24 protein-coding genes and 1 pseudogene are annotated in these 25,826 nt (G+C 63.7%); 16 read left to right on the forward strand and 9 right to left on the reverse strand.

What is annotated here, in order from left to right; translation table 11 throughout:
• Together JHC99_RS18710 and JHC99_RS00570 are read right to left on the reverse strand one after the other, a co-directional pair.
• On the reverse strand, positions 1 to 117 hold a 117-nt coding region (locus JHC99_RS18710), incomplete at its 3' end, for an FAD-binding protein (RefSeq protein WP_366927695.1).
• A gap of 32 nt (positions 118 to 149) precedes the next feature.
• On the reverse strand, positions 150 to 2,357 hold the full coding sequence (locus tag JHC99_RS00570) for an acyl-CoA dehydrogenase family protein (protein WP_292151522.1): 2,208 nt from the start codon (positions 2,355 to 2,357) through the stop codon (positions 150 to 152).
• Positions 2,358 to 2,578: 221 nt separating this feature from the next.
• Here JHC99_RS00570 and JHC99_RS00575 point away from each other — a divergent pair, with 221 nt between their 5' ends.
• Both JHC99_RS00575 and JHC99_RS00580 read left to right on the forward strand, forming a co-directional pair.
• Entirely contained in the window at positions 2,579 to 3,487 is a 909-nt protein-coding gene (locus JHC99_RS00575) for an acyl-CoA thioesterase II (RefSeq protein ID WP_292151523.1), read from the forward strand.
• A 28-nt stretch (positions 3,488 to 3,515) separates the two neighbouring features.
• Positions 3,516 to 4,400: a tyrosine-protein phosphatase gene (locus tag JHC99_RS00580; protein ID WP_292151524.1), complete on the forward strand. Its 885-nt coding sequence runs from the start codon at positions 3,516 to 3,518 to the stop codon at positions 4,398 to 4,400.
• Positions 4,401 to 4,494: 94 nt separating this feature from the next.
• Here JHC99_RS00580 and JHC99_RS00585 read toward each other — a convergent pair whose 3' ends face one another.
• The 4 genes from JHC99_RS00585 to JHC99_RS00600 form a co-directional block, all read right to left on the reverse strand.
• Positions 4,495 to 6,972 carry a TonB-dependent receptor gene (locus tag JHC99_RS00585; RefSeq protein WP_292151525.1) on the reverse strand — a complete coding sequence of 826 codons (2,478 nt, stop codon included), beginning with the start codon at positions 6,970 to 6,972 and terminating at the stop codon, positions 4,495 to 4,497.
• Between the two features lie 238 nt (positions 6,973 to 7,210).
• Positions 7,211 to 7,957 (reverse strand): hypothetical protein, encoded by a 747-nt coding sequence (locus tag JHC99_RS00590; RefSeq protein WP_292151526.1) that lies wholly within the window; start codon positions 7,955 to 7,957, stop codon positions 7,211 to 7,213.
• A 43-nt stretch (positions 7,958 to 8,000) separates the two neighbouring features.
• On the reverse strand, positions 8,001 to 8,489 hold the full coding sequence (locus JHC99_RS00595; protein ID WP_292151527.1) for a nuclear transport factor 2 family protein: 489 nt from the start codon (positions 8,487 to 8,489) through the stop codon (positions 8,001 to 8,003).
• Between the two features lie 52 nt (positions 8,490 to 8,541).
• Positions 8,542 to 9,006, reverse strand: coding sequence for a nuclear transport factor 2 family protein (locus JHC99_RS00600; RefSeq protein WP_292151528.1), 465 nt, complete (start codon positions 9,004 to 9,006; stop codon positions 8,542 to 8,544).
• 150 nt (positions 9,007 to 9,156) lie between these two features.
• Here JHC99_RS00600 and JHC99_RS00605 point away from each other — a divergent pair, with 150 nt between their 5' ends.
• The 12 genes from JHC99_RS00605 to JHC99_RS00660 all read left to right on the forward strand — a co-directional run bounded on the left by JHC99_RS00605 (position 9,157) and on the right by JHC99_RS00660 (position 21,188).
• The gene (locus tag JHC99_RS00605) at positions 9,157 to 10,575 is read left to right on the forward strand and encodes an aromatic ring-hydroxylating dioxygenase subunit alpha (RefSeq protein ID WP_292151529.1); all 1,419 of its coding nucleotides are present in this window, start codon (positions 9,157 to 9,159) and stop codon (positions 10,573 to 10,575) included.
• A gap of 170 nt (positions 10,576 to 10,745) precedes the next feature.
• Complete coding sequence (locus tag JHC99_RS00610) at positions 10,746 to 11,297, forward strand: TetR/AcrR family transcriptional regulator (protein ID WP_292151530.1); 552 nt, start codon at positions 10,746 to 10,748, stop codon at positions 11,295 to 11,297.
• A gap of 78 nt (positions 11,298 to 11,375) precedes the next feature.
• Complete coding sequence (locus tag JHC99_RS00615) at positions 11,376 to 12,197, forward strand: SDR family oxidoreductase (RefSeq protein WP_292151531.1); 822 nt, start codon at positions 11,376 to 11,378, stop codon at positions 12,195 to 12,197.
• 11 nt (positions 12,198 to 12,208) lie between these two features.
• The gene (locus JHC99_RS00620) at positions 12,209 to 12,697 is read left to right on the forward strand and encodes a nuclear transport factor 2 family protein (protein ID WP_292151532.1); all 489 of its coding nucleotides are present in this window, start codon (positions 12,209 to 12,211) and stop codon (positions 12,695 to 12,697) included.
• Positions 12,694 to 13,773, forward strand: coding sequence for a Gfo/Idh/MocA family oxidoreductase (locus JHC99_RS00625; protein ID WP_292151533.1), 1,080 nt, complete (start codon positions 12,694 to 12,696; stop codon positions 13,771 to 13,773). Before JHC99_RS00620 ends, JHC99_RS00625 begins: the two co-directional genes overlap by 4 nt.
• A gap of 8 nt (positions 13,774 to 13,781) precedes the next feature.
• Positions 13,782 to 14,723 carry a TIGR03619 family F420-dependent LLM class oxidoreductase gene (locus tag JHC99_RS00630; RefSeq protein WP_292151534.1) on the forward strand — a complete coding sequence of 314 codons (942 nt, stop codon included), beginning with the start codon at positions 13,782 to 13,784 and terminating at the stop codon, positions 14,721 to 14,723.
• 35 nt (positions 14,724 to 14,758) lie between these two features.
• The gene (gene cofH / locus JHC99_RS00635) at positions 14,759 to 17,083 is read left to right on the forward strand and encodes a 5-amino-6-(D-ribitylamino)uracil--L-tyrosine 4-hydroxyphenyl transferase CofH (protein ID WP_292151535.1); all 2,325 of its coding nucleotides are present in this window, start codon (positions 14,759 to 14,761) and stop codon (positions 17,081 to 17,083) included.
• A gap of 1 nt (position 17,084) precedes the next feature.
• Positions 17,085 to 17,750 carry an NADPH-dependent F420 reductase gene (npdG, locus tag JHC99_RS00640; protein ID WP_292151536.1) on the forward strand — a complete coding sequence of 222 codons (666 nt, stop codon included), beginning with the start codon at positions 17,085 to 17,087 and terminating at the stop codon, positions 17,748 to 17,750.
• Positions 17,751 to 17,752: 2 nt separating this feature from the next.
• Entirely contained in the window at positions 17,753 to 18,520 is a 768-nt protein-coding gene (cofE, locus tag JHC99_RS00645; RefSeq protein ID WP_292151537.1) for a coenzyme F420-0:L-glutamate ligase, read from the forward strand.
• A complete protein-coding gene (gene cofD, locus JHC99_RS00650) occupies positions 18,517 to 19,449 on the forward strand; it encodes a 2-phospho-L-lactate transferase (RefSeq protein WP_292151538.1) in 933 nt (310 codons plus the stop codon). Before cofE ends, cofD begins: the two co-directional genes overlap by 4 nt.
• Positions 19,446 to 20,069, forward strand: a complete 624-nt coding sequence (cofC, locus tag JHC99_RS00655) for a 2-phospho-L-lactate guanylyltransferase (RefSeq protein WP_292151539.1) — start codon at positions 19,446 to 19,448, stop codon at positions 20,067 to 20,069. Before cofD ends, cofC begins: the two co-directional genes overlap by 4 nt.
• 153 nt (positions 20,070 to 20,222) lie before the next feature.
• A complete protein-coding gene (locus JHC99_RS00660) occupies positions 20,223 to 21,188 on the forward strand; it encodes an alpha/beta hydrolase (protein WP_292151540.1) in 966 nt (321 codons plus the stop codon).
• A 41-nt stretch (positions 21,189 to 21,229) separates the two neighbouring features.
• Here JHC99_RS00660 and JHC99_RS00665 read toward each other — a convergent pair whose 3' ends face one another.
• Complete coding sequence (locus JHC99_RS00665) at positions 21,230 to 21,526, reverse strand: antibiotic biosynthesis monooxygenase (RefSeq protein WP_292151541.1); 297 nt, start codon at positions 21,524 to 21,526, stop codon at positions 21,230 to 21,232.
• A 36-nt stretch (positions 21,527 to 21,562) separates the two neighbouring features.
• Positions 21,563 to 22,330: an aldolase/citrate lyase family protein gene (locus JHC99_RS00670; RefSeq protein WP_292151542.1), complete on the reverse strand. Its 768-nt coding sequence runs from the start codon at positions 22,328 to 22,330 to the stop codon at positions 21,563 to 21,565.
• A 320-nt stretch (positions 22,331 to 22,650) separates the two neighbouring features.
• Here JHC99_RS00670 and JHC99_RS00675 point away from each other — a divergent pair, with 320 nt between their 5' ends.
• Positions 22,651 to 24,672, forward strand: coding sequence for an FAD-dependent oxidoreductase (locus tag JHC99_RS00675; RefSeq protein ID WP_292151543.1), 2,022 nt, complete (start codon positions 22,651 to 22,653; stop codon positions 24,670 to 24,672).
• Between the two features lie 4 nt (positions 24,673 to 24,676).
• A pseudogene (folE, locus tag JHC99_RS00680) lies at positions 24,677 to 25,246 on the forward strand (GTP cyclohydrolase I FolE).
• A 93-nt stretch (positions 25,247 to 25,339) separates the two neighbouring features.
• Here the strand turns inward: folE and JHC99_RS00685 are convergent.
• A complete protein-coding gene (locus JHC99_RS00685; protein ID WP_292151544.1) occupies positions 25,340 to 25,798 on the reverse strand; it encodes an MAPEG family protein in 459 nt (152 codons plus the stop codon).
• Between the last annotated feature and the right edge of the window lie 28 nt (positions 25,799 to 25,826).

Genomic DNA, 25,826 nt, shown 5'->3' on the forward strand with positions numbered 1-25,826 from the left:
CGCCTTCTCCAGGATCAGGACGGATTTTCCCGCCGCCCGCATGACGAGCGCCGCGCACATAGAGCCCCCACCGCTGCCGACCACCACGAAGTCGAACTGTTCGTCGAACGTGCTCATGTCTTGATCTCCAGACTGGGGGGCGGGCGAGGCTAGGCGCGGCTTCGCGGCAGACCGAGACGTCGCTCGGCGACCATGCTTCGCAGGACCTCACTGGTGCCGCCGTAGATCGACGTGGCTGTCGAATGGCGATAGCCCTTTTCGACCAGTCCCAGGCCAGAGTTGCCTCGTACCAGCGAGCCGGGGGCCGCGAGGTCCAGCAGGTCGGCCGACAGGTCGATGAAGGTCTGGGTTCCGAAAACCTTGGCGGCGGGTCCATAGGCCAGGTCCTGCTCGCCGGCGAGACGGGTCCAGAACGCGCGCGCCGTCAGTCCCTCAGCGATGCACGCCGCGCCATAAACGCGGGCCAGCCGCGCCAGGGTCGCAGGATGTTCGATGACGCATGAGCCATCGCGCTGTTCCTCGCGCGCCCAGGCCGTCACGGCGTCGATCATCTCGCGCATCTGAACGAAATAGTAGCTGCCGCCCTGTTCCATGGTCAGGGCGATGGACATGGCCTTCACACCGCCGCCGACTTCGCCGAGCCGGTAGCGATCGGGTGTCCGGACGTCGGCGTAGAAGGTCGCGTTGGTCAACTCGTCCATGAAGGTGTGAACCGGATGGATCTCCACGCCTGGTAGATCCAGCGGGACCAGGAACAGGGTCAGCCCCTTGTGCTTGGGGACGTCCGGGTCGGTCCGCGTCAGCAGGAGGACATAGTTGGAGATGTCCGCCCCCGAGGTGAACATCTTCTGGCCGTTGATGACCCAGTCGTCGCCGTCGCGCACCGCGCGGGTCTTGGCGGCGAAGACATCGGATCCGCCCGAAGGCTCGGTGAACCCCAGGCAGGACGTCGCCTCGCCTTTTGCAATCCGGAGCAGGACCTCGTCCTGCAACTCGGGCGAGCCCAGCTTCTGAACGAGGACGCCGGCCATGCTCGTCACGCCCCGGGAAAGCCCGGCGTAACCGAGCTCCGTCGATACAGCGTGGATGGCCCTTGTGGTGTCTGCATCGGCGTCATGCCCACCCCATCGGGCCGGCCAGTCGGGGAAGAGCAGACCTGCCTGGCCCATCGCGCGATGAACCGCCCAGTCGTGAGCCTCGAAATTCTGCTCGCCAAAATTCACGCGATCCGGGTCAAGCAATCCCGACAGGATTTCGCGGGCCTGGTCGGCGAGCGGGCTTTTGTGGTTCGGCGTTTCGAAATCGACTTCGACCGCGCCGGGATCGGGCAGGCTCGTCGTTTCGCCAAGAAACAGCCTTCTGCCGGCACGTTCCAGCTGGGCTTCGGGATCGCCCAACGCCTGGCTCCAGGACTTGGCGCGCCGGTGGTAGAGTTGGATATCGTATTCGTTGGTCAGGCCATAACCACCGAACGTATGGATCGCATGAGCGACACTGTTGCTCGCCGTCCTGCTCGCCCACCAGAGTGACAGGGCGATCAACGCGCCCGCGTCAGCCTTTTGATCCGCGACGCCTCGCAGCGTCCACCACAGCAACAACTGGGCTCCATCCGCGTCGATCGCGTCGACGGCCAGAGGATGGGCGATGCCCTGGTTGGCGCCGATCGGCTGTCCGAAGGCGATCCGCTCGCAGGCGTAGGCGGCGGCCATCGTCAGCGCCTCCTGGGACAGGCCGACCAGGGCCGCGGAGGTCAGAAGTTTCCATTCCTCGATCCCTGCGGCCCAGACGGCACCGGCGTCGGCATTGCTGGCGAGCACGATCCGGTCCCCGGAACCGGGGGTGAAGGTCGCCAGACCGGAACCTCCCAGAGTATGAGGGGCTTCAAGGGCCTGGGATGGCACCTCGATCGCCAGGGTCTGGCCATCGAATGTGAGGATACCGCTCGCCACAGCGGCACCCGGAACCAGCTGGGCCTTGCCAGGCTCGACCTGGTTGAGAGCCAATGTGAGGACGGTCTCGCCGTCACGCAGCTTCTCGATCCACTCCGAGGCTGTTTCGCCGCCGATTTCCCCAAGAATACGAAGGGCGACGACAGACTCAGCCAGCGGAGCGGGGGCCAGGCGTCGACCCGCCTGCTCCAGCATGAGGCATGCGTCGAACAAGCTCATGCCACCACCACCGGCTTCAGCGGACAGTCGCATAAAGGGCAGCTCGAGACTGATCAATTCCCGCCAGAAGTCAGGATCGAACCCGACCGGCTCTGAGGCGCGGACCCTCGCCACGGTCGACTCCGCAGCGAAGAATTTCTCGAACATCTCCTTCACGGGAACGCTGTCGGCCGGGAGGCTCAATTGCATGGTGTTACCCTTTCAAGCGCCCGTAAGGCCCGCGAGACGAGGCGCCGTTACACCCCTTTCGATGCCAGCACAGCTATCGCGCATGCACCGGGGCGACCAGACGCCGACAGAGACATCGTGGCGGCGATTGTGGCGAGCGCCGCGGCCCAGGAACGCGCTCTGACGGTCTTTCGTCTCGACCTCAAAGGCCGGCTGGGCGAGGTTTGACAAGGATGATTGCAGTGCGACGCCTTTCCGGCGCCGGCACAAGCAATGAGCCGCAAAGGTGTGAAACCATCTCCAGATCTCCCCCGACCGCGACGGAGCTTCTAGGCCTCGACATCGCTGGAGAGGACCGCTTTCGCGCGCGGGTGAACCTGGACAATCTTGCGGGCGTGACGTTCGGAGGGCAGGCTCTGGGCCAGGCGCTCGCAGCGGCCGGGCGTACCGCCCCCGACTGGCCGGCCTCCAGCCTGAGTGGCTACTTTCTGCGCGGCGGCGTCATTGATCTCCCGATTGAATTCGAGGTCAGGCGTCTGCACGATGGTCGGCGTTTCGCGTCCCGGTTCGTAGAGGCGAGCCAGCTGGGGCGGCCGATCTTCAGCATGTTGTGTTCATTCCACGACCCCGATGCCGGCGTATCGCACCAGACGGTCACGGCGCCGGACGTGGTCGGTCCCGCCGGCCTGGCGAACCTGCAACAGTTGGCCGTCAGCCAGTCAGACCTTCTGGCACCGGAGGTGGCAGGCATCTTTCAAAGGCCCTTTCCGATCGAAGTGCGCCTGATCGATCCGGGGTCGCTGCACCAGTCGACTGGCGAGCATCGACGCGATTTCTGGTTTCGGATGCCTTCGGCTCAAGATGTCGAGCTGCCGCGAGATCATCAGGCTCTGCTGGCGCTCATGTCCGACTACTGGTTGCCGGGCACGATCGCTATGGGCCATCAGGGCGTCCGGACGCTTCGTTCCGTGGCATCACTCAATCATTCCATCTGGTTTCATCGCCCGGCGCGCGCCGATGCGTGGCTCCTGTACACCACGGAGAGTCCCTGGGCCGACGAGGGGAGGGGATTGTCGCGCGGGCTGATCTTCGACCAGCAGAAGCGGCTTGTCGCGACGGTGACCCAAGAGGCGTCCCTGCGATGGATGTAGATTTCGACTCATGAACAAGGGGCTGGCCATGAACCGCCGAAAGATCGTCCTTGCCCTCGCGTTTGCCGCCTTGGCGGCCTCGGCGGGCCCTGTATTCGCAGTCGCACAAACGCCGGTGCCCGCCGGCGACAGCGCGATCTTTGCCCCGCGATTGGTACCGTTGGCGGGAGTCCAGAATTTTCGCGACATAGGAGGTTACCGCACCCTGGACGGACGCCATGTGGCCTGGGGTCGGATCTATCGGTCGGCCGAGCTATCGCATCTGACACCAGCCGATCTTACCGCTGTCGCAGGGCTGAATATCCACACCATCCATGACCTCCGCTCGGTATCGGAACGGCGAGCCGAGCCGACGGCCTGGGCCGGGTCCGGCGCACCCACCATCCTCACGCGAGACTATGACCTGGACCTTTCGGCCATGGCAGGTCTGTATCAGGGCACGCCCACGGTCGACGGCGCGCGCGCTGCGTTCGTCAATCTGTATGCGACATTCCTCGACACGCAGCGTCCACAGCAAGCGGCACTGTTTGACGTGCTACTGAGGAACGACGGCGCGAGCCTCTACCACTGCACGGCGGGAAAGGATCGCACTGGGCTTGCGACGGCCATGATCCTCTCCGCCCTGGGCGTGCCGCGTGAGACCATCCTCTACGACTATGAGCTGTCGAACCGCTATTTCTCGGGAGTGAGCCCGGCCGGTGCCTCCGATGCGAGTCAGGCGCGACGTCAGGCGGGGACCGGTCGTCTGCCGCCTGACGTCTCCGCCGTGTTCATGCGGGTGGATGCCGCCTATCTCCGCGCTGTCTTCGCGCAGATCGACCGGGACTACGGGTCTATCGAAAACTATCTGGACCAGAGACTGGGCGTCGATGCTGACGACATTCGTCGTTTGAAGGCACTCTACACCGAGTAGCCATCAGCCACTTGACTCCGTGACGGCCGGGCGCACACGAAAACGGGCGACCCTGGGGCCGCCCGTTCCTAAGTCGCTTGCCTTGATACCAGGTCTAGAAGTCGAAGATCAGGTCGAGACCGAAGGTCCGTGCGCGCTGGAACGCGGACGACACCAGGAAGTTGGAGAATCCCAGCGGGAAGGTCGGCGAGTCGTCGTCCGTCAGGTTGCGGGCCCACAGGGCGAGCTCAGCCGTGCCGCCGCCCAGCGAGATGTCCTTGATCGAGGCGCGAGCGTTCACGATCCAGGTGGCGTCCGAGTGGTCGATCAAACCAAAGACCGGAATGGCCGCGCTTTGCACTGGATTGGAGTAGGTGCGTTGTTCCGAGCGCCAGGCGGCGTCGGTCCGGAAGAACAGATACGCATTGCCCCAGATCGGCGCGGTTTCGTACTGGGCCGAAAGGTTCGCGGTGTAATCCGGGACCAGGGTCGGCAGGAACTGGCCGGCACCGACCGAGGCCTGCAGGATCGGGTTTACGGGGCCGAACTCGACGTCGGTGTAGCCGAAACTGCCGTTGAGGGTCAGACCGTTCGTAGGAACATAGGTCACTTCCAGTTCGACGCCCTTTGCTGTGGAATCGCCTTGCTGGATGACGAGCGTGCCCAGGTCCGGCCGCCCGACGTTCAGGCCGGCTGCTGCTGCCTGGAGGTTCTCGTAGTCCACGTGGAAGATGGCCAGGTTGGTTCTCAGGCTGCGATCGAGGAAGTCTGCTTTCAGCCCGGCTTCAAATCCCTTTGCGATCTCCGGCTCGAAGCCGACACCACCGACGGAACCCCCGGACACGAACGACCGGGAATACTTGCCGTAGATCAGGATGTCGTCGTTGGGCTTGTAGTTCGCGCCGATGGTGTACGACGGCTGGGTGTCTTCATAGTCGAACGGGGTGACCCGGATCCCGGTGAACGTTCCGGCCGTCACCGAACCCGGCGACGCGGGGGTGAAGACGCCACCGGCTTCATAGCTGCCCGACTTCTCGTCTTTGGTGATCCGATAGCCCGCAACGATGTCCAGTTTCGGCGTCAGATGAAAGTCGCCCTGTGCATAGGCGGCGATCGAGGTGGCCTCGTTGTACGAGACCGATTGGTTGCCGATCGGGATACGGCCGGTCGTCGGCAGTGTCGTGAAGCTGGCCGTTCCTGGAAGGCCGAGCGGGCTGCCTGAGCGGCCCTCCTGGTGGTAATACAGTGCGCCGACCGTCAGCGAGACGAAGTCGTTGTCGAAGTTGACCTGAAGCTCGTCACTCCACTGATCGCCGTCGTCCTGGGTATTGGCTCCGACAACCAGGAAGCGCGAACCCACGAGGGGGGCGAGGCCTGCTGCAAAGGCGCCGATGGTCGCGCCCTGAACCGCCGGCGAAGCCAGGGCCAGCGAGGGGTTCTGGGAGAAGGCCACGAAGGTGGCATAGGGCACCAGAGCCGCAGAGGTGAACGTCAGGCCGCCCAGTCCGTCCAGCTGAGTGGTCGCGTTCAGGTAGGACGAACGGTACGAAGCGATATTCTTGATCGTGATCGCTTCGTTGACCTGGAAGGTGCTGGTCAGGCTGTGGCCGCTGTTCCGCTGCTCGGCCGGAACCGTGAAAGAGTTGTTGACGACGTCCGGACGGACCATCGCAGTGTTTGCGATCACCGGTGTCGTCTGGCTGGTGAGCAGGGCGTTCAGGAACGACCCGATCAGCGGGGCGGCCGCATTGATCCCAACGAAGGACGTGGCGTCCGGCGTATAGTTGTCCTCGGTGTGGTCGAACTTGTAGACCGTGCTGAAACGCTCGTTCGGCTCGAACCTCACCGCCACGAAGAACGAGTTCTGGTCCTTGTCGCCGAGGGTCTGCGGCGAAGTCTGGAGACCCAGGCCGGATTCCGGAGCGGTACGATCCCAGACCGTGCCAGCTCCGAGGTTGCGGGCATCACCGCTACGCTCGTTGTGGACATAGCTGAAATAGGCGCTGAACGGGCCCCATGTCGGGGTGTCGATGCTGGTCCGTGAACGGCGCTGGTCGTAGTTGCCGATAGTGAATTCCTGACGGACGCCGAACACACCGTCGGGATCGCGTGTCGTAACGCTGACGGCACCCGCCGTCGCGTTACGACCGAACAGCGTGCCCTGGGGACCGCGCAGCACCTCGATGCGCGACACATCCGGCACGTCGAAAATCGAACCCTTCGGATTGCCGATATAGACGCCGTCCAGATAGATCGAGACCGCCTTGTCCGAGCCGGGAACCACGCCGTAGCTGACGGCGCCGCGCATCGAGAATGCGGGGGTCTGCGAGCCACCGGCCGCAGGGCGAACCGTAACGTTGGGGGCAAGACCGCTGAGGTCGGTCACATTGGTGATCCGGTTGGCTTCCAGCGCTTCGGAGGTGATCGCCGTTACGGCGATCGGCACGTCCTGAAGCCGCTGCTCGCGCTTCTGGGCGGTGACGATGATGTCGTCGACCTGATCCGACCGTTCGGAAAGTTGCGGATCAGGCGCGGTCTGCGCCTGGGCTGCGCCGACGAGGATCATACTCGTCACCAGGGCGGTGCCGATCATCAATCCTGTGCGCGTTCTCGTGTCTTGCCTCTGGTTCGTCATGCGTCTCTCCCTCGATGACTTTTGAAGTTGGCGTTTTTTAATCAATGCCTCACAGGCATTGTATTTATTCTGAGGCCCGATTTGCGCCTCGCTTCGCACACTACATTACATGGTTCGGCACCGGGAGGGATTCTCTTGCGCATCGGGGGGGCGATTTCTGGGGCCCCGGTCGAACTCCTGAATCCGTCAGGTTGGTTCAGGCGGGAAGGTAGCGATCCCACTCGAAGGGGACGATGACGAAGAAGGGGGCCGCCAGCAAGGGCTCCACCTCACCACTGGACCAGCGCTCCGTCACTTTGGCCCTCAAGGCCTCGCCAGTTGCAACAGGGTCGGCGTCGAGGAAGCAGTAGGTGATGCGAAGCCCTCGTGCGTCGGAGTTGTATGGCGCGGGTGCCTCCAGTCCGTCGAACCACCAGACGCCCGCGACGCCGGGGATATCGACGAGCGAAGCAGGAGAGGCCTGGCCGCGCTCGATAATCAGATAGACACCGAGCGCCGGTCTCCAGGGGATGACGTCCGCGCCGGCCACCGCCCTGGCGGCCGCAACCTTGCCGACGAGTTCAGAGGTCATGAAGCCGACGCTGGGAAGGCGGATCGGCATCCGTCCCCCTTCGTTCAAGGCATTACCCAGAACGTTGAATCCAGGAATGCCACCCTCGTCGGTGAACATATAGGTCATCACATGGTCAGCTGCGTCGTAAGGCTCTGCACTGGCAGCGCGAGCCGCGCGACAGGCCGGCGTCGAGACCAGGCGCAAGGCGTTGCGTATTTGCGGAAGCCGGTACTGCTCGGGCCGGTGATCCAGCGAGTGCCAGGCGATGTACTCCGCATCGCGGCCGTCTGGGTGTCTGGCCGACAACGAGAAGAAGACGAACCGGACGGCGGTCTCGCCGGTGCCGAGCACGTCGGGAAGCTGTTCGGATGGCGTGCCGTGAAGGATCATGACCGGGTTTCAATCTGCTTGGGTAAGGGGGCGTGATGCGCTGTCACTCGGGACGTGCGGGTACGTCCGTGGTCAGTGCCGTTGGGTCCAGGACGCCACCCGGCGAAGTCCGCACCTGCGTCCGCTGCAACCGGCGGCGGGTGAACACCCACTGACCATCACGTTTTTCATAGGTCTCGTGATAGAAGCCGAAGCCATGGAGCCAGTGGTCTTCGCCGTCCTGCTTCCAGAAGATGTTGTCCTCCATCGCCCAGATGCCTTTCGCGACGGTCGATCCGTCAAAGGTGATTTCCGGCGTGTGAGAGTGGTGGACGGTGATCCTCGTGTGGTCGAGGATGCGTTTCACGTTTGCGATCATCTCGTCAGCGGACGTCCATGATGGAAATCCGTCGTTGTGCGACTGATGATCAGGGGCGTGAAGGGACAGGTAGGTGCCCCAGTCCTTGGTGTCGACCGCACGATCGCGCCGGGCCTTCAGCAGCTTGATGTCTTCGATCGCCAACAGCCGTTCGATGTCGGTCATCTCTGTCATGATGACCGTCCTTGCCGCGCGCCCCACCGTTCGCTTGTCTGCTTTGCGGCAGTCATGTTTCGACCATCGGACGGGGCGGAAAGTCCGCGCCTGGTGACGACGCCGTGTGGAGATACTTCAGCAACCGGCTAGTGAATAGCCATTCGCCAGCACGCTTCTCATAGGTCTCGAAATAGTGGCCGAAGGCGAGAAACCAGTGATCAGTTTCGCCCTGCTTCCAGAGGGAGAGACCTTTCATCGCCCAGATCCCTCTAGCCCTACTCGCGGACTCGAAGGTGATTTCCGGTGTGTGGGAATGGTGAAGCGTAGTCAGGTTTTTCATGATCTCGCGGACGTTGGCGATCATTTCCGCAGCCGTGGTCCAAGCGGGATAGTCGCCGTTGTAGGAATGGTGGTCGACGGCGTGAAGGGACTCGTACAGAGCCCAATCCTTGGTGTCGGCCGCGCGATCGCGCCGGGCCTTCAGGAGATGGATCGCCTCTAGCGCCTTCAGCTTTTCCAGGACGGAAATTTGCAATACATCGCCCCCGTGTCATTGTATGATTACACCTGTTAGCTTTCGTGGCAAGCGGGGACAGGTGCAGTTGGGTTCGCTACTGTGACCACCGAGGTAACGCCTCGGCCTCGCGCAGATTGCACCGACGCCAGCTCATTTTAGGGATCCGTCATGGCTATGACCCTGGACCTGAACCGCTCAACGACGATCTCCGATGACGAGACTCTGCTGGCTGAAGTGCCGCTGCGTGTCGTTGATCAGGAGAAGATTCCGTCCCGGCGATACTACGATCAGGCCTTCTTCGATCTCGAGCGTGAAAAGCTCTGGCCGCACGTCTGGCAGGTGGCCTGCCGGCTCGAGGAGGTGGCTGAGGTCGGGGACTATGTCGAATACAAGATACTCGACCGATCGGTCATCGTGGTCCGCACCAAGACCGGGGTTAAGGCGTTCCACAATGCGTGTCGGCATCGTGGTCTCACGTTGGTCGAGGGCGCGGGCAACTGCAAGACCAAGGGCTTCGTATGCCCCTTCCATGGCTGGCGCTGGAACATGGAAGGCGAGAACACCTTCGTCTTCGGCAAGCAGATCTTTTCCGAGGAATTGCTGGACAAGGCCGAGCTCAGCCTGGTCCCCTGTCGCCTGGAGACCTGGGGCGGCCACGCCTTCATCAATTTCGACGACGACGCGCCGTCACTGCTCGATTCACTCGGGCCGGTGGCCGAGCGCCTGGGCATCCGCAATCCCGAAGGGTTGAGGATGGAATGGTGGTACGCGACCGAGCTTCCCACCAACTGGAAGCTCGCCATGGAGGCCTTCATGGAAGGTTACCACACGATGAAGACCCATCCGCAGCTGCAGGATCTGTCGGCGTTCAATCCGTATGGACCTGATGCGGACGGCCCGACGCTCATTCAGAAAGACCTGGATTCCCGCGGACATATCGACCTGTTCACGCGCTTCCTCGCGCGGTTGAGCAGCGGGATGGCGGGCATGGTCCATTCGAGTGAGGTCAAGATCGCCGAGAGCCTTGCGGACATGGAACTGCCTGAGGATCCCATGGCGGCCTATGGGGTCTTCCTCGATCGCCTGAAGACCGAGATCCATCAGCAGGGTGTAGCGAACGGCCTGCCCATCCCGGACCTTAACGCCGCCGACATCGCCAACCCTCACCGGACGGTCGAGTTTCTGTTCCCCCACTATTTCCTTCTGCCCTTCTACGGTTCGATGTCGGCCTATCGCATCCGTCCGCTGACCCCGGAGACCTGCCTCTTCGAAATCTGGTCTCTGGCCTTCCTGCCGGACGATCCTGCGCGTGAACCGGTAAAGGCCCCGATCGTACTTCCCTACGACAGCCCTGATTTCCCGGAGATCCCCCGTCAGGATTACGAAAATCTCCCGCGTCAGCAGCGCGGCCTTCATGCCGTCGGCTTCGACTACATGCGGCTGTCAAAGGAGGCCGAGGGGCTCATCAGCAACTACAATCGTCTGATTGACGGCTATCTGGCCGAACTGGATCCCGCGAAACTCGCCAAGGCCCAGCACCTCACCAACGATGGCTTTGAACACCCGATCGTCGACATCGGCTTTTAGGGCCTCAGGCGGAGAGGGAACAACCGGACTGGTGTTGGAATCGATGGCGACGCAGGATGTATTCGGTGGCCAAAGGGCCGCAGTTGGGCCGAAGACCACGATCAATGACCGAAGCAGGGCTCAAGCGACAGCGGAATCTTCGCGGTGAAGGGGGTCGCCTGAGGCAGGAGGTGGTCGAGGCCGCCATGCGGATTCTGGATCGATCTCCGGGGAGCCAGCTCAGTCTTCGCACCGTCGCCAAGGAGGCCGGCGTAGCGGCTCCTTCGCTCTATCGGCAGTTCGATGACGCTTCGGCCATGTTGAGCGAGGTGGAGCGCGAATGCTGGCGGCAGCTTGGCCTGGAAATGTCTGCAGCCGCCGAACAGGTCCAGGAGGAGCCGCCGCTTTCGCGCTTGCAGGAACAACTCGGCGCCTATGTCCGGTATGCGATGCAGCGGCCTTCTCGATATCAGCTGCTGTTCGCCACCCAGCTCTCCGGCGATACCGACGTCGACGGGCCAGTAAGACCCGCCTACCGTCCGGTCTTCGAGACCATCGAAAGTCACGCGCTTTTGGGCGGCAAGCTCCCCACGGCGGATACCGCCTCGTCCGCCATCCTGACGATCTCGCTGGCGCATGGCCGTATCGCTTTGGCCCATTTGGCCCCGGCGCGACCGGGCAACTCTGCCCCCTTGGTCGAGGGTTTCATACGCGAGACCCTTGGCCGGCTGTTCGCTGACTGACGGAATGGACCGCCTGCATTGCATTCCTCTAGCATCCGAGCTAACACCTGTTAGCTAAGAGGGCCGCGTAGCCCCGTGATGCGGTTGGGCAGGACCCGGGAGAGATCGATGACAGGACGCTTGGGCCGCCTCTCTGGCAAGGTCGCGATCATCACGGGCGCCAGCAAGGGTACGGGCGCCGTCATGGCCAGGCAGTTCGTGAACGAGGGCGCCAAGGTCGTCCTGGTGGCACGACGTGAAGCCGAGGTGCTCGCGGCCGCAAAAGAGGCGGGTGAGGGCGCGATCGGCGTGCGGGCCGACATCACCAACGAGGACGATATCCGCATCATGGTCGACCGGGCGCTCGATGCGTTCGGACAGGTCGATATCCTGCTCAACAACGCCGTCATTCCCGGGCAGGACAAGTTTGTCTGGGAACAGACGCTCGAGAACTGGAACGCTGTGATCAGCGTCGCCCTCACTGGCCCCATGCTGTGTGCGCGCGAGGTCTTGCAGCGCTCGATGTTGGAGCGGCGGACCGGGTCCATCATAAATTTCTCATCGACGGCCGGTTGGACCGGGATGCCGCGCAAGTCCCACTACGTTACGGCCAAGGCGGCCCTGCGCGCGCTTACGAAGGTGATTGCGACCGAGGCCGGCGAGTTCGGAATCCGCTGCAACTGCCTGGTCCCCGGGGGGATCGAGACCGACCTCTGGAAAAACTGGGGCGTCCGGATGGCGGCAGAACAGGGCATCAGTTTCGAGGACTGGAAAACCAAGGCCCTTTCCGAGGTGCCGTTGCGCACGATTTCCCAGCCGGAAGACATCGGCAACCTGGCCCTTTTCCTGGCCAGCGACGAAAGCCGAACCATCACCGGACAATCCATCAACTGTGACGCCGGTGGCGTCATGGTGGGCTGAGGGCAAACGTCATGACGAGTGAACATTCGACGCTAGAAGCCCGGCTGCAGAAGCTCGAGGACCAGCTTGCCATCTATCAGGTGGTCAATGGCTATGGGTATGCGGTCGACGGTCTGAATGCCGCAGCTGTCGGGGCCTGCTACACGGATGACGGCGTCTACGCTGTCGGCGACATCGGGGAGATGAAGGGGCGGGAGACCATCGAGGCCATCACGCGTGATCCGGGCCACCTCGCCTATGTCGGCGCCGGCTGCGCGCATATGTCGACCGTGCCGCATGTCCTGGTGGAGGGCGACAAGGCGATCGCCACCTGTCACACGATGGTGGCCAGGCACGGCGACGACGGCTTCTTCATCGGTCGGCTGAGCGCGTCGCGCCTTGAGCTCGCTCGGCAATCGGACGGCGCGTGGAAGATTGTCCATCGCCAGAACAACATGCTGGATGGCGATCCTGCCGCCTCCCGATTGCTCGGCCGCCTGAAGGAGGGCCCGGGGCAATGAGTGCACAACCGCCGATCCGTGTCGGAATAGTGGGGGCCAACGCGAAGCGGGGCTGGGCGCGTGACGCTCACATCCCCGCGCTCCGAGAACTCTTGGGGGATTTTGTCCTATCGGCCGTCTCGGCCCGGACTCAGGTCTTGGCCGAGGAAGCGCGCGAAGCCTACGGGGCCGAGGCAGCCTTTGGGGATTCACTCGAACTGGCCCGCAGCCCCTCGATCGATCTGGTTTGCGTGGTGGTCAAGGTGCCCGAACATCGCGCCGTCGTCCTCGCGGCCCTGGCGGCAGGCAAGCACGTCTATTGTGAATGGCCTCTGGGTTGCGACCTTGCAGAGGCGCAGGAGATGGCCGCAGCAGTCGGTCCAGGGAGCCATGTGATGATCGGCCTACAGGGCCTCTCGTCTCCTGCGGTGCGCGCGGCGATTGATCTTGTACAGAGCGGCTCCGTCGGGCGTCCGCTGGCGATGAGGGTGTATTCCCCCACGGCCGGATGGGGCACTCAAGCACCGCCGCACTACGCCTATCTTCAGGACAAGCGAAACGGCGCAACCCTGGAGACCATCGCGGGCGGTCACACCCTGGCAGTGATGGAGGCGCTCGTCGGTGCGTTCGTCGAGGTGGATGCGCGCAACAGCATACTACACAGTCAAATCGATGTGGTCGGGGAGGGGGCTGTCGAGCGGACCTGCGCCGATCACATGATGGTCCTGGGGCGTCATGCCGGGGGCTGTGTGTCGACCCTCGAAGTCGCGGGGGGCGTCACCGGAAAGCCCTTCCGGCTGGAGTTGGACGGCGACGCGGGATGGATTCGCATCACCGGGGATTTCGTCGGTGGGTTCCAGGGGGGCGTTCTGACGCTGGAGACCAGCGTGAACGATCCGCCGCCGGTCGTTGCGACTACAGACCTGACCGGGCCGCCGGCGAACCTAGCTGAGAGCTATGCGCGCCTGGCCTCGGACATCCGCGCCGGACAGCGAACAGTCCCCGACTTTGAACGCGCGGTTCGGCTGAGCCGACTGCTTGAGACCATCGACCTAGCATCGACGTCCGGCCACCGGACGACAGGAGCACCGACATGAAGTTCACCATGGCCATCCCCGTCGGCGATATCACGCCCGGCGAATTTCAGACCATAGAGGCGATGCGCGAGATGGCGGTCGCGCTTGAAGCGGCGAAGGTCGACGCCTGCTACCTCACCGACCATCCGGCCCCTTCAGCGGAGTGGCTGCACGCCAATGGCCATGACGCGGTCGATCCGTTCACGACATTCGGCTTCCTTGCGGCGATGACGACGCGGTTGAAGTTCCACACCAACATCTTGGTCATGCCGTACCGAAATCCATTCCTGACGGCGAAGGCCGCCGCCACCTTGCAGGTTCTGTCGGGTGGTCGGCTGATCCTCGGCCTGGGAGCCGGTTACCAGAAGATCGAGTTCGAGGCCCTGGGCGTGGACTTTCACAAGCGCGGCGCGATTTTCGACGAAGGCCTCGAAGTCCTGCGTCTGGCATGGGCCGGGGGCGCCGTGGTCAAGGAAGGCCGCAACTTCATTGCCCGAGGCAACGAGCCCCGGCCCACGCCCGACACCCAGCCGCCCGTCTGGATCGGCGGCGGCAGCGACAAGGCCGTGGAGCGCGCTGCCAAATGGGGGGACGGCTGGTCGCCGTTCTTTGCCGCGCCCGGCATGACTTCCCTCAATCAGGAGTCCGGCATCCATTCGGTCGAGCAACTGAGTGGCAAGATTTCGGATCTCCAGGAGATGAGGGCCGCCCAGAACAAGGCGGGGCAGTTCGATATCTGCATCGGACCGCAAGAGAAGCTGGTGTTCGGCGCGAAGGACGGAATCCAGAAATATATCGATGACATCGGCGAGCTCGCATCCGTGGGCGTAACCTGGGCCATGGTCGAGCCCCCACACCCGAGCCGACAGGCCTATATTGAACACGTGCAGTGGTTCGGCGAGGAGATCGTCGGTCGCCTATTCCCGTCCAGCCGGTCCGATACAGCGGCGTCGCCCGGAGAAGAGTGGTGACGACAGTCTTCTCGTTGCGCCAGCGGAGCATGTGAATGTCGGGCTTCGCGTCAGACCTGTCCGCCGGGGCGATCGCTGCAGTGTTGGAGGCCACACCGCTGCACAGCCTGGTCCGCGACGCCGAGGCCCTGACGCTGGCGCATCACGGAAGCATGGTCACCTATTCGCGCAAAGTGTTCATCCCGCTCACACGTCTCTGCCGAGACGTCTGTCACTACTGCACTTTCGCCACGACGCCGAGCCACGTCGAGAGCGCCTATCTGGATCGTGAAGCCGTGCTGACGATTGCGCGGGCGGGAGCCAAGGCCGGCTGCCGCGAAGCTCTGTTCACGCTCGGCGATGTCCCCGAGGCCCGCCATCCGGCCGCTCGCAAGGCGCTGGAAGCCCTTGGTCACGAGACGACGCTCTCCTATCTGCGCGAAGTGGCTCAACTGGTCCTCGACGAGACAGGGCTGTTGCCTCATCTCAATCCGGGCCTGATGAGCGATGCAGACTTTGCCGCGCTTCGGCCGGTCGCGGCGTCCATGGGCCTGATGCTGGAGTCCACGTCAGAACGCTTGGGTCAGCGCGGTGGCCCCCATTTTGGATCGCCCGACAAGGCGCCGGGCAATCGCCTCGCTTCGATCGAGGCGGCGGGCCGTGCGGCCGTGCCGTTCACCACCGGGTTGCTGATCGGCATCGGCGAAACCCGGGCCGAGCGGATCGAGACCCTGGTCGCGATCCGCGATCTGCATCTGCGTTACGGTCATATCCAGGAAGTCATCGTCCAGAATTTCCGGGCCAAGCCCGGTACGAAAATGGCGGATCATCCCGAGCCCTCGCTCGGCGATCACCTTTGGACGGTCGCGGCGGCCCGGTTGATCCTGGGCGGAGAGATGACGATCCAGGCTCCGCCCAACCTGCAGTCCGACGCTCTGCCGCAACTGCTCGCGGCCGGGGTCAACGACTGGGGCGGGGTGTCGCCCGTCACGCCTGATCACGTCAATCCTGAAGCGCCCTGGCCGCACCTGGATGCCCTCGCCAAGGTCACGGCCTCTGCCGGACGGGTCCTGGTCGAACGTCTCGCCGTTGCGCCCAAGTTTGCCCTTGAGGCGGGCCATTGGCTGGATCCGAAACTGGCCACCGGCGTCCGCCGCGCCGTGGATGCCCGAGGACTACCGTTGGTCGAAGCCTGGCGCGCGGGAGGCGTCGAGCCTGCGCCCTCGATCCTGCAGACAGGCATCACGACGTCGTCAAGGCGGATCGACGAACTCATTGCGCGGGCATCAGTCGGCGAACGGCTCGACGTGTCCGACATCACAACGCTGTTTCTGGCCGATGGACCTGACGTTGCGCGCCTGTGCGCCGCAGCGGACGAGCTTCGTCGTCAGGCGTCGGGCGATGCGATCACCTATGTGGTCAACCGCAACATCAACTACACCAACATCTGCCTGTACCGCTGCACCTTCTGTGCCTTCTCCAAGGGCGGCACACGGGACCTGCGAGGGCCGGCCTATCTGGTCGAGGATGCCGAGGTCGGGCAGCGCGCGGCAGAGGCGGTCGCCCGTGGCGCTACCGAGGTGTGCATGCAGGGCGGCATTCACCCGAAATTTGACGGGTACACCTACCACCGACTTCTGGGCGCCGTTCGCACCGCCGCCCCCGATGTGCATATCCACGCCTTCTCGCCGCTGGAGATCAGCCACGGGGCCAGCAGCCTCGGCATGCCTCTGGACGCCTATCTCGCCTGGCTGAAAGAGGCCGGTCTCTCGACCTTGCCGGGCACCGCCGCCGAGATCCTCGACGATGAGGTTCGCGCGCTCATCTGTCCGGACAAGGTCAACACCCAGGAGTGGCTGGACGTAATGCGGGCCGCCCACGAGGTGGGCCTGCGCTCGACCGCCACCATCATGTTCGGCCATGTCGACAGCTATCATCACTGGGCGAAGCATCTGTTGGCCATCCGCGATCTGCAGGAGCAGACGGGTGGATTCACCGAGTTCGTGCCTTTGCCGTTCGTGCATATGGAAGCGCCCATGTGGCGCAAGGGCGGCTCTCGTTCGGGCCCCAGTTTCCGCGAGGCCCTGCTGATGCACGCGGTCGCCCGGTTGGTGCTGCATTCCTTCATTCCGAACATCCAGGCCAGCTGGGTGAAGATGGGGCCGGATGGCGTGGTTGCGGCCTTGCGAGCCGGTGCCAACGATCTCGGCGGGACGCTGATGGATGAATCGATAACCCGGGCCGCCGGCGGCCGGCACGGCCAGCTTTGCGGTGCCGAACAGATGCATGCGTTGGCTATCAGGGCCGGTCGGCCCCTGGTTCAGCGCACCACGACCTACGGGAGCGTCGCCAGCCGCGCGCCCCTCACAACAGGAGCTTGACGTGAGCGAGACAGATATCGGCACAATCGCAGTCATCGGTGGAACGGGGGCTCTTGGTTCCGCCATTGCCCGACGACTCGCAAAGGCCGGCCGGACGGTCATCGTGGGGTCGCGGACGCTGGAAAGCGCTGCATCGGCCGCTGAAACCCTCGGGTTCGGAATCACCGGCCTTGCCAACGAAGACGCCGCCGCCGCTGCCGACATCGTGATCGTCACGGTCCCCTTCGCCGCCCAGGGCGATACGCTGCGCCAGATCGCGCCTCATCTGACCGGCAAGATCGTCGTCGACACCACGGTGCCCTTGGTCCCGCCAAAGGTCATGCGCGTCCAACTGCCGCCTGAGGGGAGCGCCGCCGTGCGGGCTCAGGGGATCCTCGGGGATGGCGTGACGGTTGTCTCCGCCTTCCACAATGTGGCGGCCCACAAGCTGATCAAGGATGAGGATGTCGCCTGCGACGTTCTGGTGTTCGGTGACGACAAGGCGGCGCGCACAAAGGTGATCGGTCTGGTCCGCGACTGCGCCCTGCGGGGGTTACATGGCGGGGCCCTGGTGAACTCGGCCGCCGCCGAGGCCATGACCTCGCTGCTCATCTTCATCAACAAGACCTATGCGGTCGACGGCGCCGGGTTGCAGATCACGGGAACCCTGACCGAGCCGGCCGACTGAGCATGGGCGCGCGGTCCGTCGAGATCCATCCGCTTGTCGGAATCGGGGAAGTCCGGCCGGGCGACATCCTCGAAGACCTGCTCGTCGCCGCCCTGGATGAGGCGGGCCTGACGGTGACAGGCCACGACATCCTCGTCGTAACCTCCAAGATCGTGTCCAAGGCCGAGGGCCGCCTTGTCGATCTTGTGACCGTTCGGCCGGGAGATGAAGCGCGTCGTCTGGCCGACATCACGCGAAAGGATGCGCGGCTTGTCGAAATGGTCCTCGGCGAGTCGGACTCGGTGGTTCGCGCCGTTCCCCACGTTTTGATTACTCGTCACCGCCTGGGATTGGTGATGGCCAATGCCGGGATAGACCAATCCAATCTCGGGAACGCCATGGCCGATCAGGTTCTGCTCCTGCCCCTCGATCCTGACCAGTCAGCGGATCGTTTGAGAACAGCCATGGCGAAACATTTTGGCGTCGCTCCGGCCATCGTCATCTCCGACAGTTTTGGCAGGCCTTGGCGACATGGCGTCGTCAATGTCGCCATCGGGGCAAGCGGACTTCCGGCGCTGCTGGACAAGCGTGGGGAACCGGATCGTGACGGACGCACACTGGAGGTGACCCAGATCGCCTTGGGCGACATGATCGCAACGGCGGCCGGACTGGTGTGCGGCGAGGGCGACGAGGGCATTCCTGCGGCCCTTGTCAGGGGCTATCGATGGAGCGGCCAGAGCTTTCCGGCGACTGCACTTGTCCGGCCTGCTGAACAGGACCTGTTTCGGTGAGCGGGCGCACCCTTGTCCTGACCGGCGGGGTCGGCGGCGCCAAGCTGGTGCTCGGACTTCAGCAGGTCGTGGAACCCTCCAGCATCACCGCCATCGTCAACACGGGCGACGATTTTCGCCACCTCGGCCTGTGGGTCTCACCCGATATCGACACCCTGCTGTACACCCTCAGTGGACAGGCCAATGCAGCTCAGGGGTGGGGACGCGAGGGCGAAACCTGGGCCTTCATGGACGCCCTTAGACTGTTGGGGGGCGAGGACTGGTTTGCCCTGGGGGACGGCGACCTGGCGCTTCATGTTCTGCGGTCGGCTCGGCTGGCGGCAGGAGACACCCTGACGACGATCACGGCCGATTTCGCAAGCGCCTGGGGCATCGGCGCGCGCATCCTGCCCATGAGCGATCAGCCGGTATCGACTCATCTCGATACCGAGGAGGGCGACCTGGCCTTTCAGACCTATTTCGTCGAGCAGCGGTGTCTTCCTGTCGTCCGTCGCATCAGTTTTCAGGGCGCGGCTGCCGCCCGGCCCGGGCCCGATGTTATCTCCACGATCCTGGCCGAAGACGTGCAGGCCATTCTGATCGCGCCGTCCAACCCCTATCTGAGCATTGACCCGATTCTGGCGGTTCCGGGCATCCGAGACGCCCTCCATTCAGCGCGGGCACCCGTGGTGGTGGTGTCGCCCGTCGTCGACGGTAATGCCGTCAAGGGGCCAACGGCCAAGCTCATGCGAGAACTCGGGAGTGCTGTGTCGCCCGAAGCCGTGCTCGCGCACTATGGGGATGTGGTTGACGCGATGCTGGTCGACGAGCGCGACGCCGTTCTTGACCTCGGCGTGCCCCATGATGTCTGCGACACCCTAATGCACACCCTGGCTGACCGCGCGCGGGTGGCCAGGGCGGCGCTGGCGTTGGCGGACCGGCTGCAATGACCGCCTGGACCGCTCTTGTGCCGATCAAGGCGGCAGGTCGGCGCAAGACCCGGCTGAGTCCGGTGTTGAGCGAGGATGCGCGAGACGAACTCGCGGATCGCATGCTGCACCGAGTGCTGGCTGCGCTGGCCGCCTCACCGTCGGTGAGGGAGGTCATCGTGCTTTCGTCGGTGCGCCCGAAGGGTTGGCGCGGGCGATTAAGCATCGATCATGGGCGCGGCCTCAACCCGGAACTGGCGGCTGTTGCCCGTGGCATTGCCGGCCGGTTGATGGTTGTCCACGCAGATCTGCCGACCCTCGCCCCGGATGACGTGGAAGCCCTGGTCGAGATGGGCGAGGGCGGCGTCGCCATCGCACCAGATCGTTGGTCACGCGGGACCAACGCCTTGGCCGCACGCGAAGCCGGCAACCTAAGGTTCGCCTTCGGTCCCGACAGTCTGGCGCTTCATAGGAGCCTAATGCCGAGCGCGGCGATCGTGCGCCGACCTGGCCTCGCTCTCGACCTCGACCTTCCACTCGATCTGGAGGACGCCGTTGAGCAAGGATTTCTTCCACCTACGTCGCCCGGGGCAAAGGCACCGACCGCGTTTGACATTTCACTTCAAGCTTTCACCTGTTAGCTTGATGGTTCTCGTAATGCTCGGGTTTGGTAGGTCGATAGTCCGGCCATTCGGCAACGGGCGAAGGAGCGGCCACGGGTTTCACATCACAGGAAGCGACCCGGCTGACCGGGTGTCTTCAGTCACAATCAAGGTCAGCAGGAGACGACGGACATGACGGACGCCACCCCCCCGATGCAGCATGTGCCGGCGCGGGATATTCCCATCCCTGCTTTTCTGAGCGACATCGCCCGCGCCTATCTGGGTCCGGGCATGCCTAGCCCACCCTATCCGCCGATCGAGGACAAGGCGGCTTGGCGGGCGCTGGTGTCGGCGACCGATGAGGCTGTGTTGCCCTTCCTGAGCGGCATGATGGCTCATTTTCAGGCTGAGGTGGAAACCCGGGACGCCGATGGTGTGCGCGTCTACGATATCCAACCGCAAGGCCTCGCGTCGGACAGTCGGGGCGTCGTCCTCGACCTGCATGGGGGCGGGCTGATCATGTGCGGCGGGGAGCTGTGCCGCATGATGGGTATCGGTTCCGCAGCGCGCCTCCAACGCAGGGTCTGGGCGGTCGACTACCGGATGCCGCCGGACCATCCCTATCCAGCCCCCCTAGACGACTGCATCTCAACCTATCGCGCGCTGTTGAGTGTGGTGCCCGCGACCGACATCATCGTCAGTGGAGGATCGGCCGGCGGCAACCTGGCTGCCGCTTTGATCCTGAGAGCCCGGGACGAAGGTCTGCCCCTGCCGGCCGGTCTGGTTCTGGCGACACCCGAGATCGATTTGACGGAATCTGGCGACAGCTTCCACACCAACAACGGCGTTGACCCGGGGCTCAGAAGCCTCATGCCGGTCAACCTTCTTTATGCCGACGGGCACGACCTGAACCATCCTTATCTGTCGCCATTGTTCGGCGATCTGACCAAGGGGTGGCCTCGGACCATCCTGACGACAGGCACGCGCGACCTCTACCTCTCGAATACGGTTCGGATGCACCGCGCCCTGCGGGCTGCGGGCGTGTCGGCGGAACTGCACGTCACCGAAGCCGGCCCGCACACTGGCTTCCCCGGGGCACCAGAAGGCCTGGCGATCGACGAGGAAGTCCGGCGGTTCATCGCAGAATGCCTCGGCTGAAGTCCAGATCTGCGGGCGGCCATCAAAAGCCGCCCGCTGGCCTAGAACAGCGACGTTGGCACGACATGGATGACCGAGGGCGTCTCGGTCATGAACGGTCCAGCCATCGCCACGAACTCTGCGAAATCTGCGGATTTGGTGAAGATCTCGGTGTGGTCCTCGACCGTGTTCCATCCGATCCTGAGTACATAGCGGCCGGGCGTCTCGACCATCCGCTCAAGCGCCAGGCTGGTGCAGCCCTGAGCTCTGCGGAAAAGCGGCGCGGTCGCTGCGATGGCGGCCTCGAACGCCACTGCTTTTTCGGGCGCGACCTGAATCGTGGCTTGTTCAAAGATCATCTGGGCGGCCTGTTCGCGAAAGGGGTTGAGAGTCGTTCAGCCCGTGAAGGCGGTGACGATCGTGCGGCAATCCGCCAGGGCGCGTTTGGCCCCACTGATCAGGAACAGGCCAGCCGCCGAGACCGGAATGAACCGGATGCCGCGGGCCAGCAGTTCCTCGACTTCGGACGCATCCATCGCCGCATTACCGGCGACCTTGCCGTGCTTGCGGCAGGCCTCCACGATCTTTTCCATCGCTTCCACCACCGGCGGAGGCGGCGAGGAGGCATAGATTTGTTCTTTGGGCAGCCCCATGCTGACGGCCAGGTCGGCCCCGCCCAGCAGGACTCCGTCCACGCCCGGCGTTGCGACAATGGCCTCCAGGTTCTGCATCCCCTCGACCGTTTCGATCATCACCATGCAAAACGGATCCTGGCTCAGCGGGTCGCCGCCCAGAGTATTTCGCGCCGCCCCAATCGATCGCGTGCCATGCGGAGGAAACCGGGTGGCGTCCGCCACAAACTTCGCCTGGTCTGCAGTGGACACCATCGGCACCACGACGCCGATCGCGCCGATATCCAATGCCCGCCCGATTTCCGCAGGATCATGCCCCGTGACGCGAACGAGCGAATGGGTTCCTCCCAGCTGCAGCGACTGGAGCAGGGACAACAGACCGTCCCAACTTGCCGTACCGTGCTGAAGATCGACGATGACCCAGTCGAAGCCGATCGCACCGCAACGCTCTGCAATAAGGTTGCACCGGATGCCGTACCACGTGCCGAGAGTGGCCGCCTCGTTCTCCAGCGCCCTGCGTATCGGGTTCATGCGCAACTCCTGCTGTGAGTTCGGTCCGCCTGCATAAGCGTCTTCCATCCCCGCGACCGCCGATCGTCCATCAGGGCCCGTACAGGTATCACGCCCGATCAGACCCGGCTCCGATATCGGCCGCAGCGGTGGCAAGGCATCGTACGGGCGGTAATCGCGGCGCGGTCGTTGCCGTCACTCGCAGGCCCGCAATAAAGGTCCAGTGCGGTCCGTCGGCCGGTTTTTAGGTCCTTGTCACCTGAGACTCGCGGTCAGGCCGAGCTCTCGAAGGACCTTGGACGCGCGCATCTCCCCTAGCGCCCTCGCACCCAGGATACGCCATGATCAACGATCCGCTGCTTCAGCCTTTCCAGACCAAGAACCTGAAGTTCAAGAACCGTATGGTCCATGCACCGACGACCATGAACATGTCGGATCCGACCGGACACGTCACCGGAAAGATCACCGGCGCTTATGAAAGCTTCGGGGCAGGCGGGTTCGGCGCGGTTTGCGTCGGTGCCACATGCGTTCGCCATGACGGGCTGATCAACGAACGGATGCTGGGGCTGTATGACGACACCTACATCATCGGACAGCGCGACCTGGTTGAGGTGATCCACAATAATGGTGCGCTTGCCGGTATCCAGCTGTTCTACGGTGGCCTGATCCCCGGCGTCGGCGCATCCTTCCCTATCGATCCCGGCAAGGGCTGGATCCCGGGCACCGTGGCCTGGGGGCCGACAGCGGCCTATGCGATTGGGAACCGGGAGCCGGGCGTGGTTCCCACCGAGGTCTATCGCAGCCTGGTCGAGGATTTCGCCCAGGCCGCCCGTCGGGCTCGCGAGGCCGGATACGACTACATCTCATACCATTTCTGCCACGGATCCTTGCCGCACGTGACGCTATCGCTGCTGGCCAACAACGGACGAAACGACGAGTATTCGGACCATTTCCTGTTCTGCGAGCAGATCATCGAGCGGACCCAGGAACTCTGCGGCAAGGATTTCCCCCAGTTCCCGCGCATGTGCTGCGACGAGAACTACGAGGGCGGCTACGACATCGATTATTTTGTCGAGCACTATGCGCCCCGTCTCCACGCCCTCGGCGTTGAGGGGATCGATGCGACCTTTGGCTCGATGTTGCCGGCCAAGGACCGCAACCCGGAATTGAGTTCGGGCGAGATGATCGGGGGGGGCTTCTACACCCCCAATCTTGTTACGCTTCCCAGCGTCGAAAAGCTCCGAGCCGGCCTTCAGGCCAAGGGCATCGATATGCCCCTGATGGGGTCGTGCAACATCAATACGCCCGACCAGATGCGCACGATGATCCGGCCGGGCGCCGCCGATCTGTTCGCCTCCTGCCGCCAGTCGCTCGACGATCCGGATTTTCCCCGCAAGATCGCCGAGGGGCGCGAGGAGGATATTCGGAGGTCGACCCGCACAGGTGCTTCGCTCCTTCAGGGCAACATCTTCAACAAGGGGTGGGCCGGTTCGGCCCAGAACGCGAACTTTGGACGCGATCGGGAATACAGGATCACGCCCACCCACAGGCCGCGAAAGGTCGCGATTGTCGGTGGTGGATCGGGCGGTATGGAATACGCGATCGTCGCTGACGCGATCGGTCATGACGTGATCCTGTTCGAGAAATCCGACAAGCTTGGCGGCGTGATGAACTGGGCCGGCAACTATCCTCATCTGCCCAACATGGAGCAGATCGCCTACCAGCCCGAGTGGCACCGCACCATGATCGCAAAGAGCAGCGTCGAGGTCCGGCTGGGCCAGGACGTCGATGCCGAACAACTGATTGCCGAAAGACCCGACGTGGTCGTGATCGCGACCGGGGCTCGACCCATGCAAGTGCAAGCTGAAGGTCTCGACGAAGCCCTGGAGGGCGGGTTCGCGCTCCTGATCGATGACGTTCTCAAAGACAGGTCGGTCCTGCCCGCAGGCCCCATTGTCATCTGGGGTGCGGGCGAAGGGATCGAGCTCGCACTGGACTTGGCGCGGGCGGGTCATGACGTTCGGCTGCTCGACCCCAAGGCGACGCTGGCTCCGGCTCCCTATATCGGTTCGCGGTCCAAGGCTGTGATGCGTTGGGCGGGGCAGGCCGGACTGACGTCCGAGCCAGGCATGACTCTGACGTCGGTTGGCGGCGGGTCGGTCCGCGTCGCTCACCCGGATGGGCGGACGGAAGACATCTCCTGCTCCGCGCTCATAATCGCCCCGGGCCGCACGGCGTATGATCCGCTGTCCATGGCCTTGTACGGCACAGGGATCACCGTTCAGGTGATCGGCGACGCCCGCTCGCCACGATCCTATGGCAATGCGATCCACGAAGCGGCCTATCTCGCCCGAAATATCTAAATTGATGATTGATCCTGTCTCCGCCGCCGAGGCCGAAGCCGCCGTCCGCACCCTGATCCGGTGGGCCGGGGACAATCCAGACCGCGAAGGCCTGCTCGACACCCCCGCCCGCGTCGCTCGGAGCTAGAGGGAGCTTTTCGAGGGCTACGAAGGCGACCCTAGGGCTTATCTGGAACGTACCTTCGAGGAAGTCGGAGGCTACGACCAGCTCGTCGTCTTGAAGAATATCCGCTTCGTCAGCTTCTGCGAGCATCACATGCTGCCGGTCGTCGAGGTTGCCCATGTCGGCTACCTGCCCACGGATCGGGTAGTCGGCATCTCCAAGCTGGCGCGCGTCGTGCGCGGCTATGCGAAACGACTACAAATTCAGGAGAAGATGACGGCCGAGATCGCCACGGCCATCGAGGAGGTCCTTCATCCCGCCGGCGTCGGTGTGGTCATCGAGGCTGAGCACAGCTGCATGACACTGCGCGGGATCAATGCTCCCGGTGCCAAGCTGACCACCTCCAGCCTGCGGGGCGTGGTGCGCGATGATCCGCGCACGCGCGAGGAGTTCCTGCGTCTGACGCGGTGACACCGTATTCCGGCGTCCAAGCGATCCTCTTTACCCAGAGAACCCCAACACCGGCCCCGCTGCAGGAGTGCATCTGTTCAGGATCACCGGCGGCTAGAGGCGAAAGAGCGGCCAGATCGCCATGCCGAGGCCGACCAGGCTTGTCAGAAAAATGAGCGTGCGAACCTTGGGGATTCCAGCCGCATAGACGGGGAGGTATACGAGCCGCGCACCGAGCCAGATCCAGCCGCCGATCGCAGTCCAAAGATCGCCACGGCCGCTGACGACCACGCCGAGCAGAGCGATGACGGCAATCGGCAACGTCTCCAGGTAATTCGATTGAGCGCGCACGAGACGTCCGGCACCGGGATCGAGCGGGGCGAGGACATCATCACGAGCCCCCATATTCCAGTCGACGCCGTACTGTTTTGTTTTCAGGTGAGCGGCTGCGAAGATGTGAACCATCAGCAGAACGGCAGCCAGCGCCAAGATGAGGAGTTCAGAATTCATGGCGTCGCCCTTCGATAGGATCAGATTGGAAGATCGTCCGGGCAAGCTGTCAATCCAGGCCAAGTCGTTTATCGGGGCGGCGATGGGCACA

The organism is Brevundimonas sp., assembly GCF_016463485.1.
In the GTDB taxonomy this organism is placed as follows: Bacteria; Pseudomonadota; Alphaproteobacteria; order Caulobacterales; family Caulobacteraceae; genus Brevundimonas.

What these genes read in the sequence shown, in the direction of transcription:
- JHC99_RS00595 (WP_292151527.1), bottom strand. Translation starts at nt 8,489, where the DNA reads ATGACAGAGATGACCGACATCGAACGGCTGTTGGCGATCGAAGACATC.
- JHC99_RS00590 (WP_292151526.1), bottom strand. Translation starts at nt 7,957, where the DNA reads ATGATCCTTCACGGCACGCCATCCGAACAGCTTCCCGACGTGCTCGGC.
- JHC99_RS00675 (WP_292151543.1), top strand. Translation starts at nt 22,651, where the DNA reads ATGATCAACGATCCGCTGCTTCAGCCTTTCCAGACCAAGAACCTGAAG.
- cofH (WP_292151535.1), top strand. Translation starts at nt 14,759, where the DNA reads ATGTCGGGCTTCGCGTCAGACCTGTCCGCCGGGGCGATCGCTGCAGTG.
- JHC99_RS00660 (WP_292151540.1), top strand. Translation starts at nt 20,223, where the DNA reads ATGACGGACGCCACCCCCCCGATGCAGCATGTGCCGGCGCGGGATATT.
- cofC (WP_292151539.1), top strand. Translation starts at nt 19,446, where the DNA reads ATGACCGCCTGGACCGCTCTTGTGCCGATCAAGGCGGCAGGTCGGCGC.
- JHC99_RS00620 (WP_292151532.1), top strand. Translation starts at nt 12,209, where the DNA reads ATGACGAGTGAACATTCGACGCTAGAAGCCCGGCTGCAGAAGCTCGAG.
- JHC99_RS00625 (WP_292151533.1), top strand. Translation starts at nt 12,694, where the DNA reads ATGAGTGCACAACCGCCGATCCGTGTCGGAATAGTGGGGGCCAACGCG.
- JHC99_RS00670 (WP_292151542.1), bottom strand. Translation starts at nt 22,330, where the DNA reads ATGAACCCGATACGCAGGGCGCTGGAGAACGAGGCGGCCACTCTCGGC.
- cofE (WP_292151537.1), top strand. Translation starts at nt 17,753, where the DNA reads ATGGGCGCGCGGTCCGTCGAGATCCATCCGCTTGTCGGAATCGGGGAA.
- JHC99_RS00630 (WP_292151534.1), top strand. Translation starts at nt 13,782, where the DNA reads ATGGCCATCCCCGTCGGCGATATCACGCCCGGCGAATTTCAGACCATA.
- JHC99_RS00605 (WP_292151529.1), top strand. Translation starts at nt 9,157, where the DNA reads ATGGCTATGACCCTGGACCTGAACCGCTCAACGACGATCTCCGATGAC.
- JHC99_RS00570 (WP_292151522.1), bottom strand. Translation starts at nt 2,357, where the DNA reads ATGCAATTGAGCCTCCCGGCCGACAGCGTTCCCGTGAAGGAGATGTTC.
- JHC99_RS00665 (WP_292151541.1), bottom strand. Translation starts at nt 21,526, where the DNA reads ATGATCTTTGAACAAGCCACGATTCAGGTCGCGCCCGAAAAAGCAGTG.
- JHC99_RS00585 (WP_292151525.1), bottom strand. Translation starts at nt 6,972, where the DNA reads ATGATCGGCACCGCCCTGGTGACGAGTATGATCCTCGTCGGCGCAGCC.
- JHC99_RS00580 (WP_292151524.1), top strand. Translation starts at nt 3,516, where the DNA reads ATGAACCGCCGAAAGATCGTCCTTGCCCTCGCGTTTGCCGCCTTGGCG.
- JHC99_RS00615 (WP_292151531.1), top strand. Translation starts at nt 11,376, where the DNA reads ATGCGGTTGGGCAGGACCCGGGAGAGATCGATGACAGGACGCTTGGGC.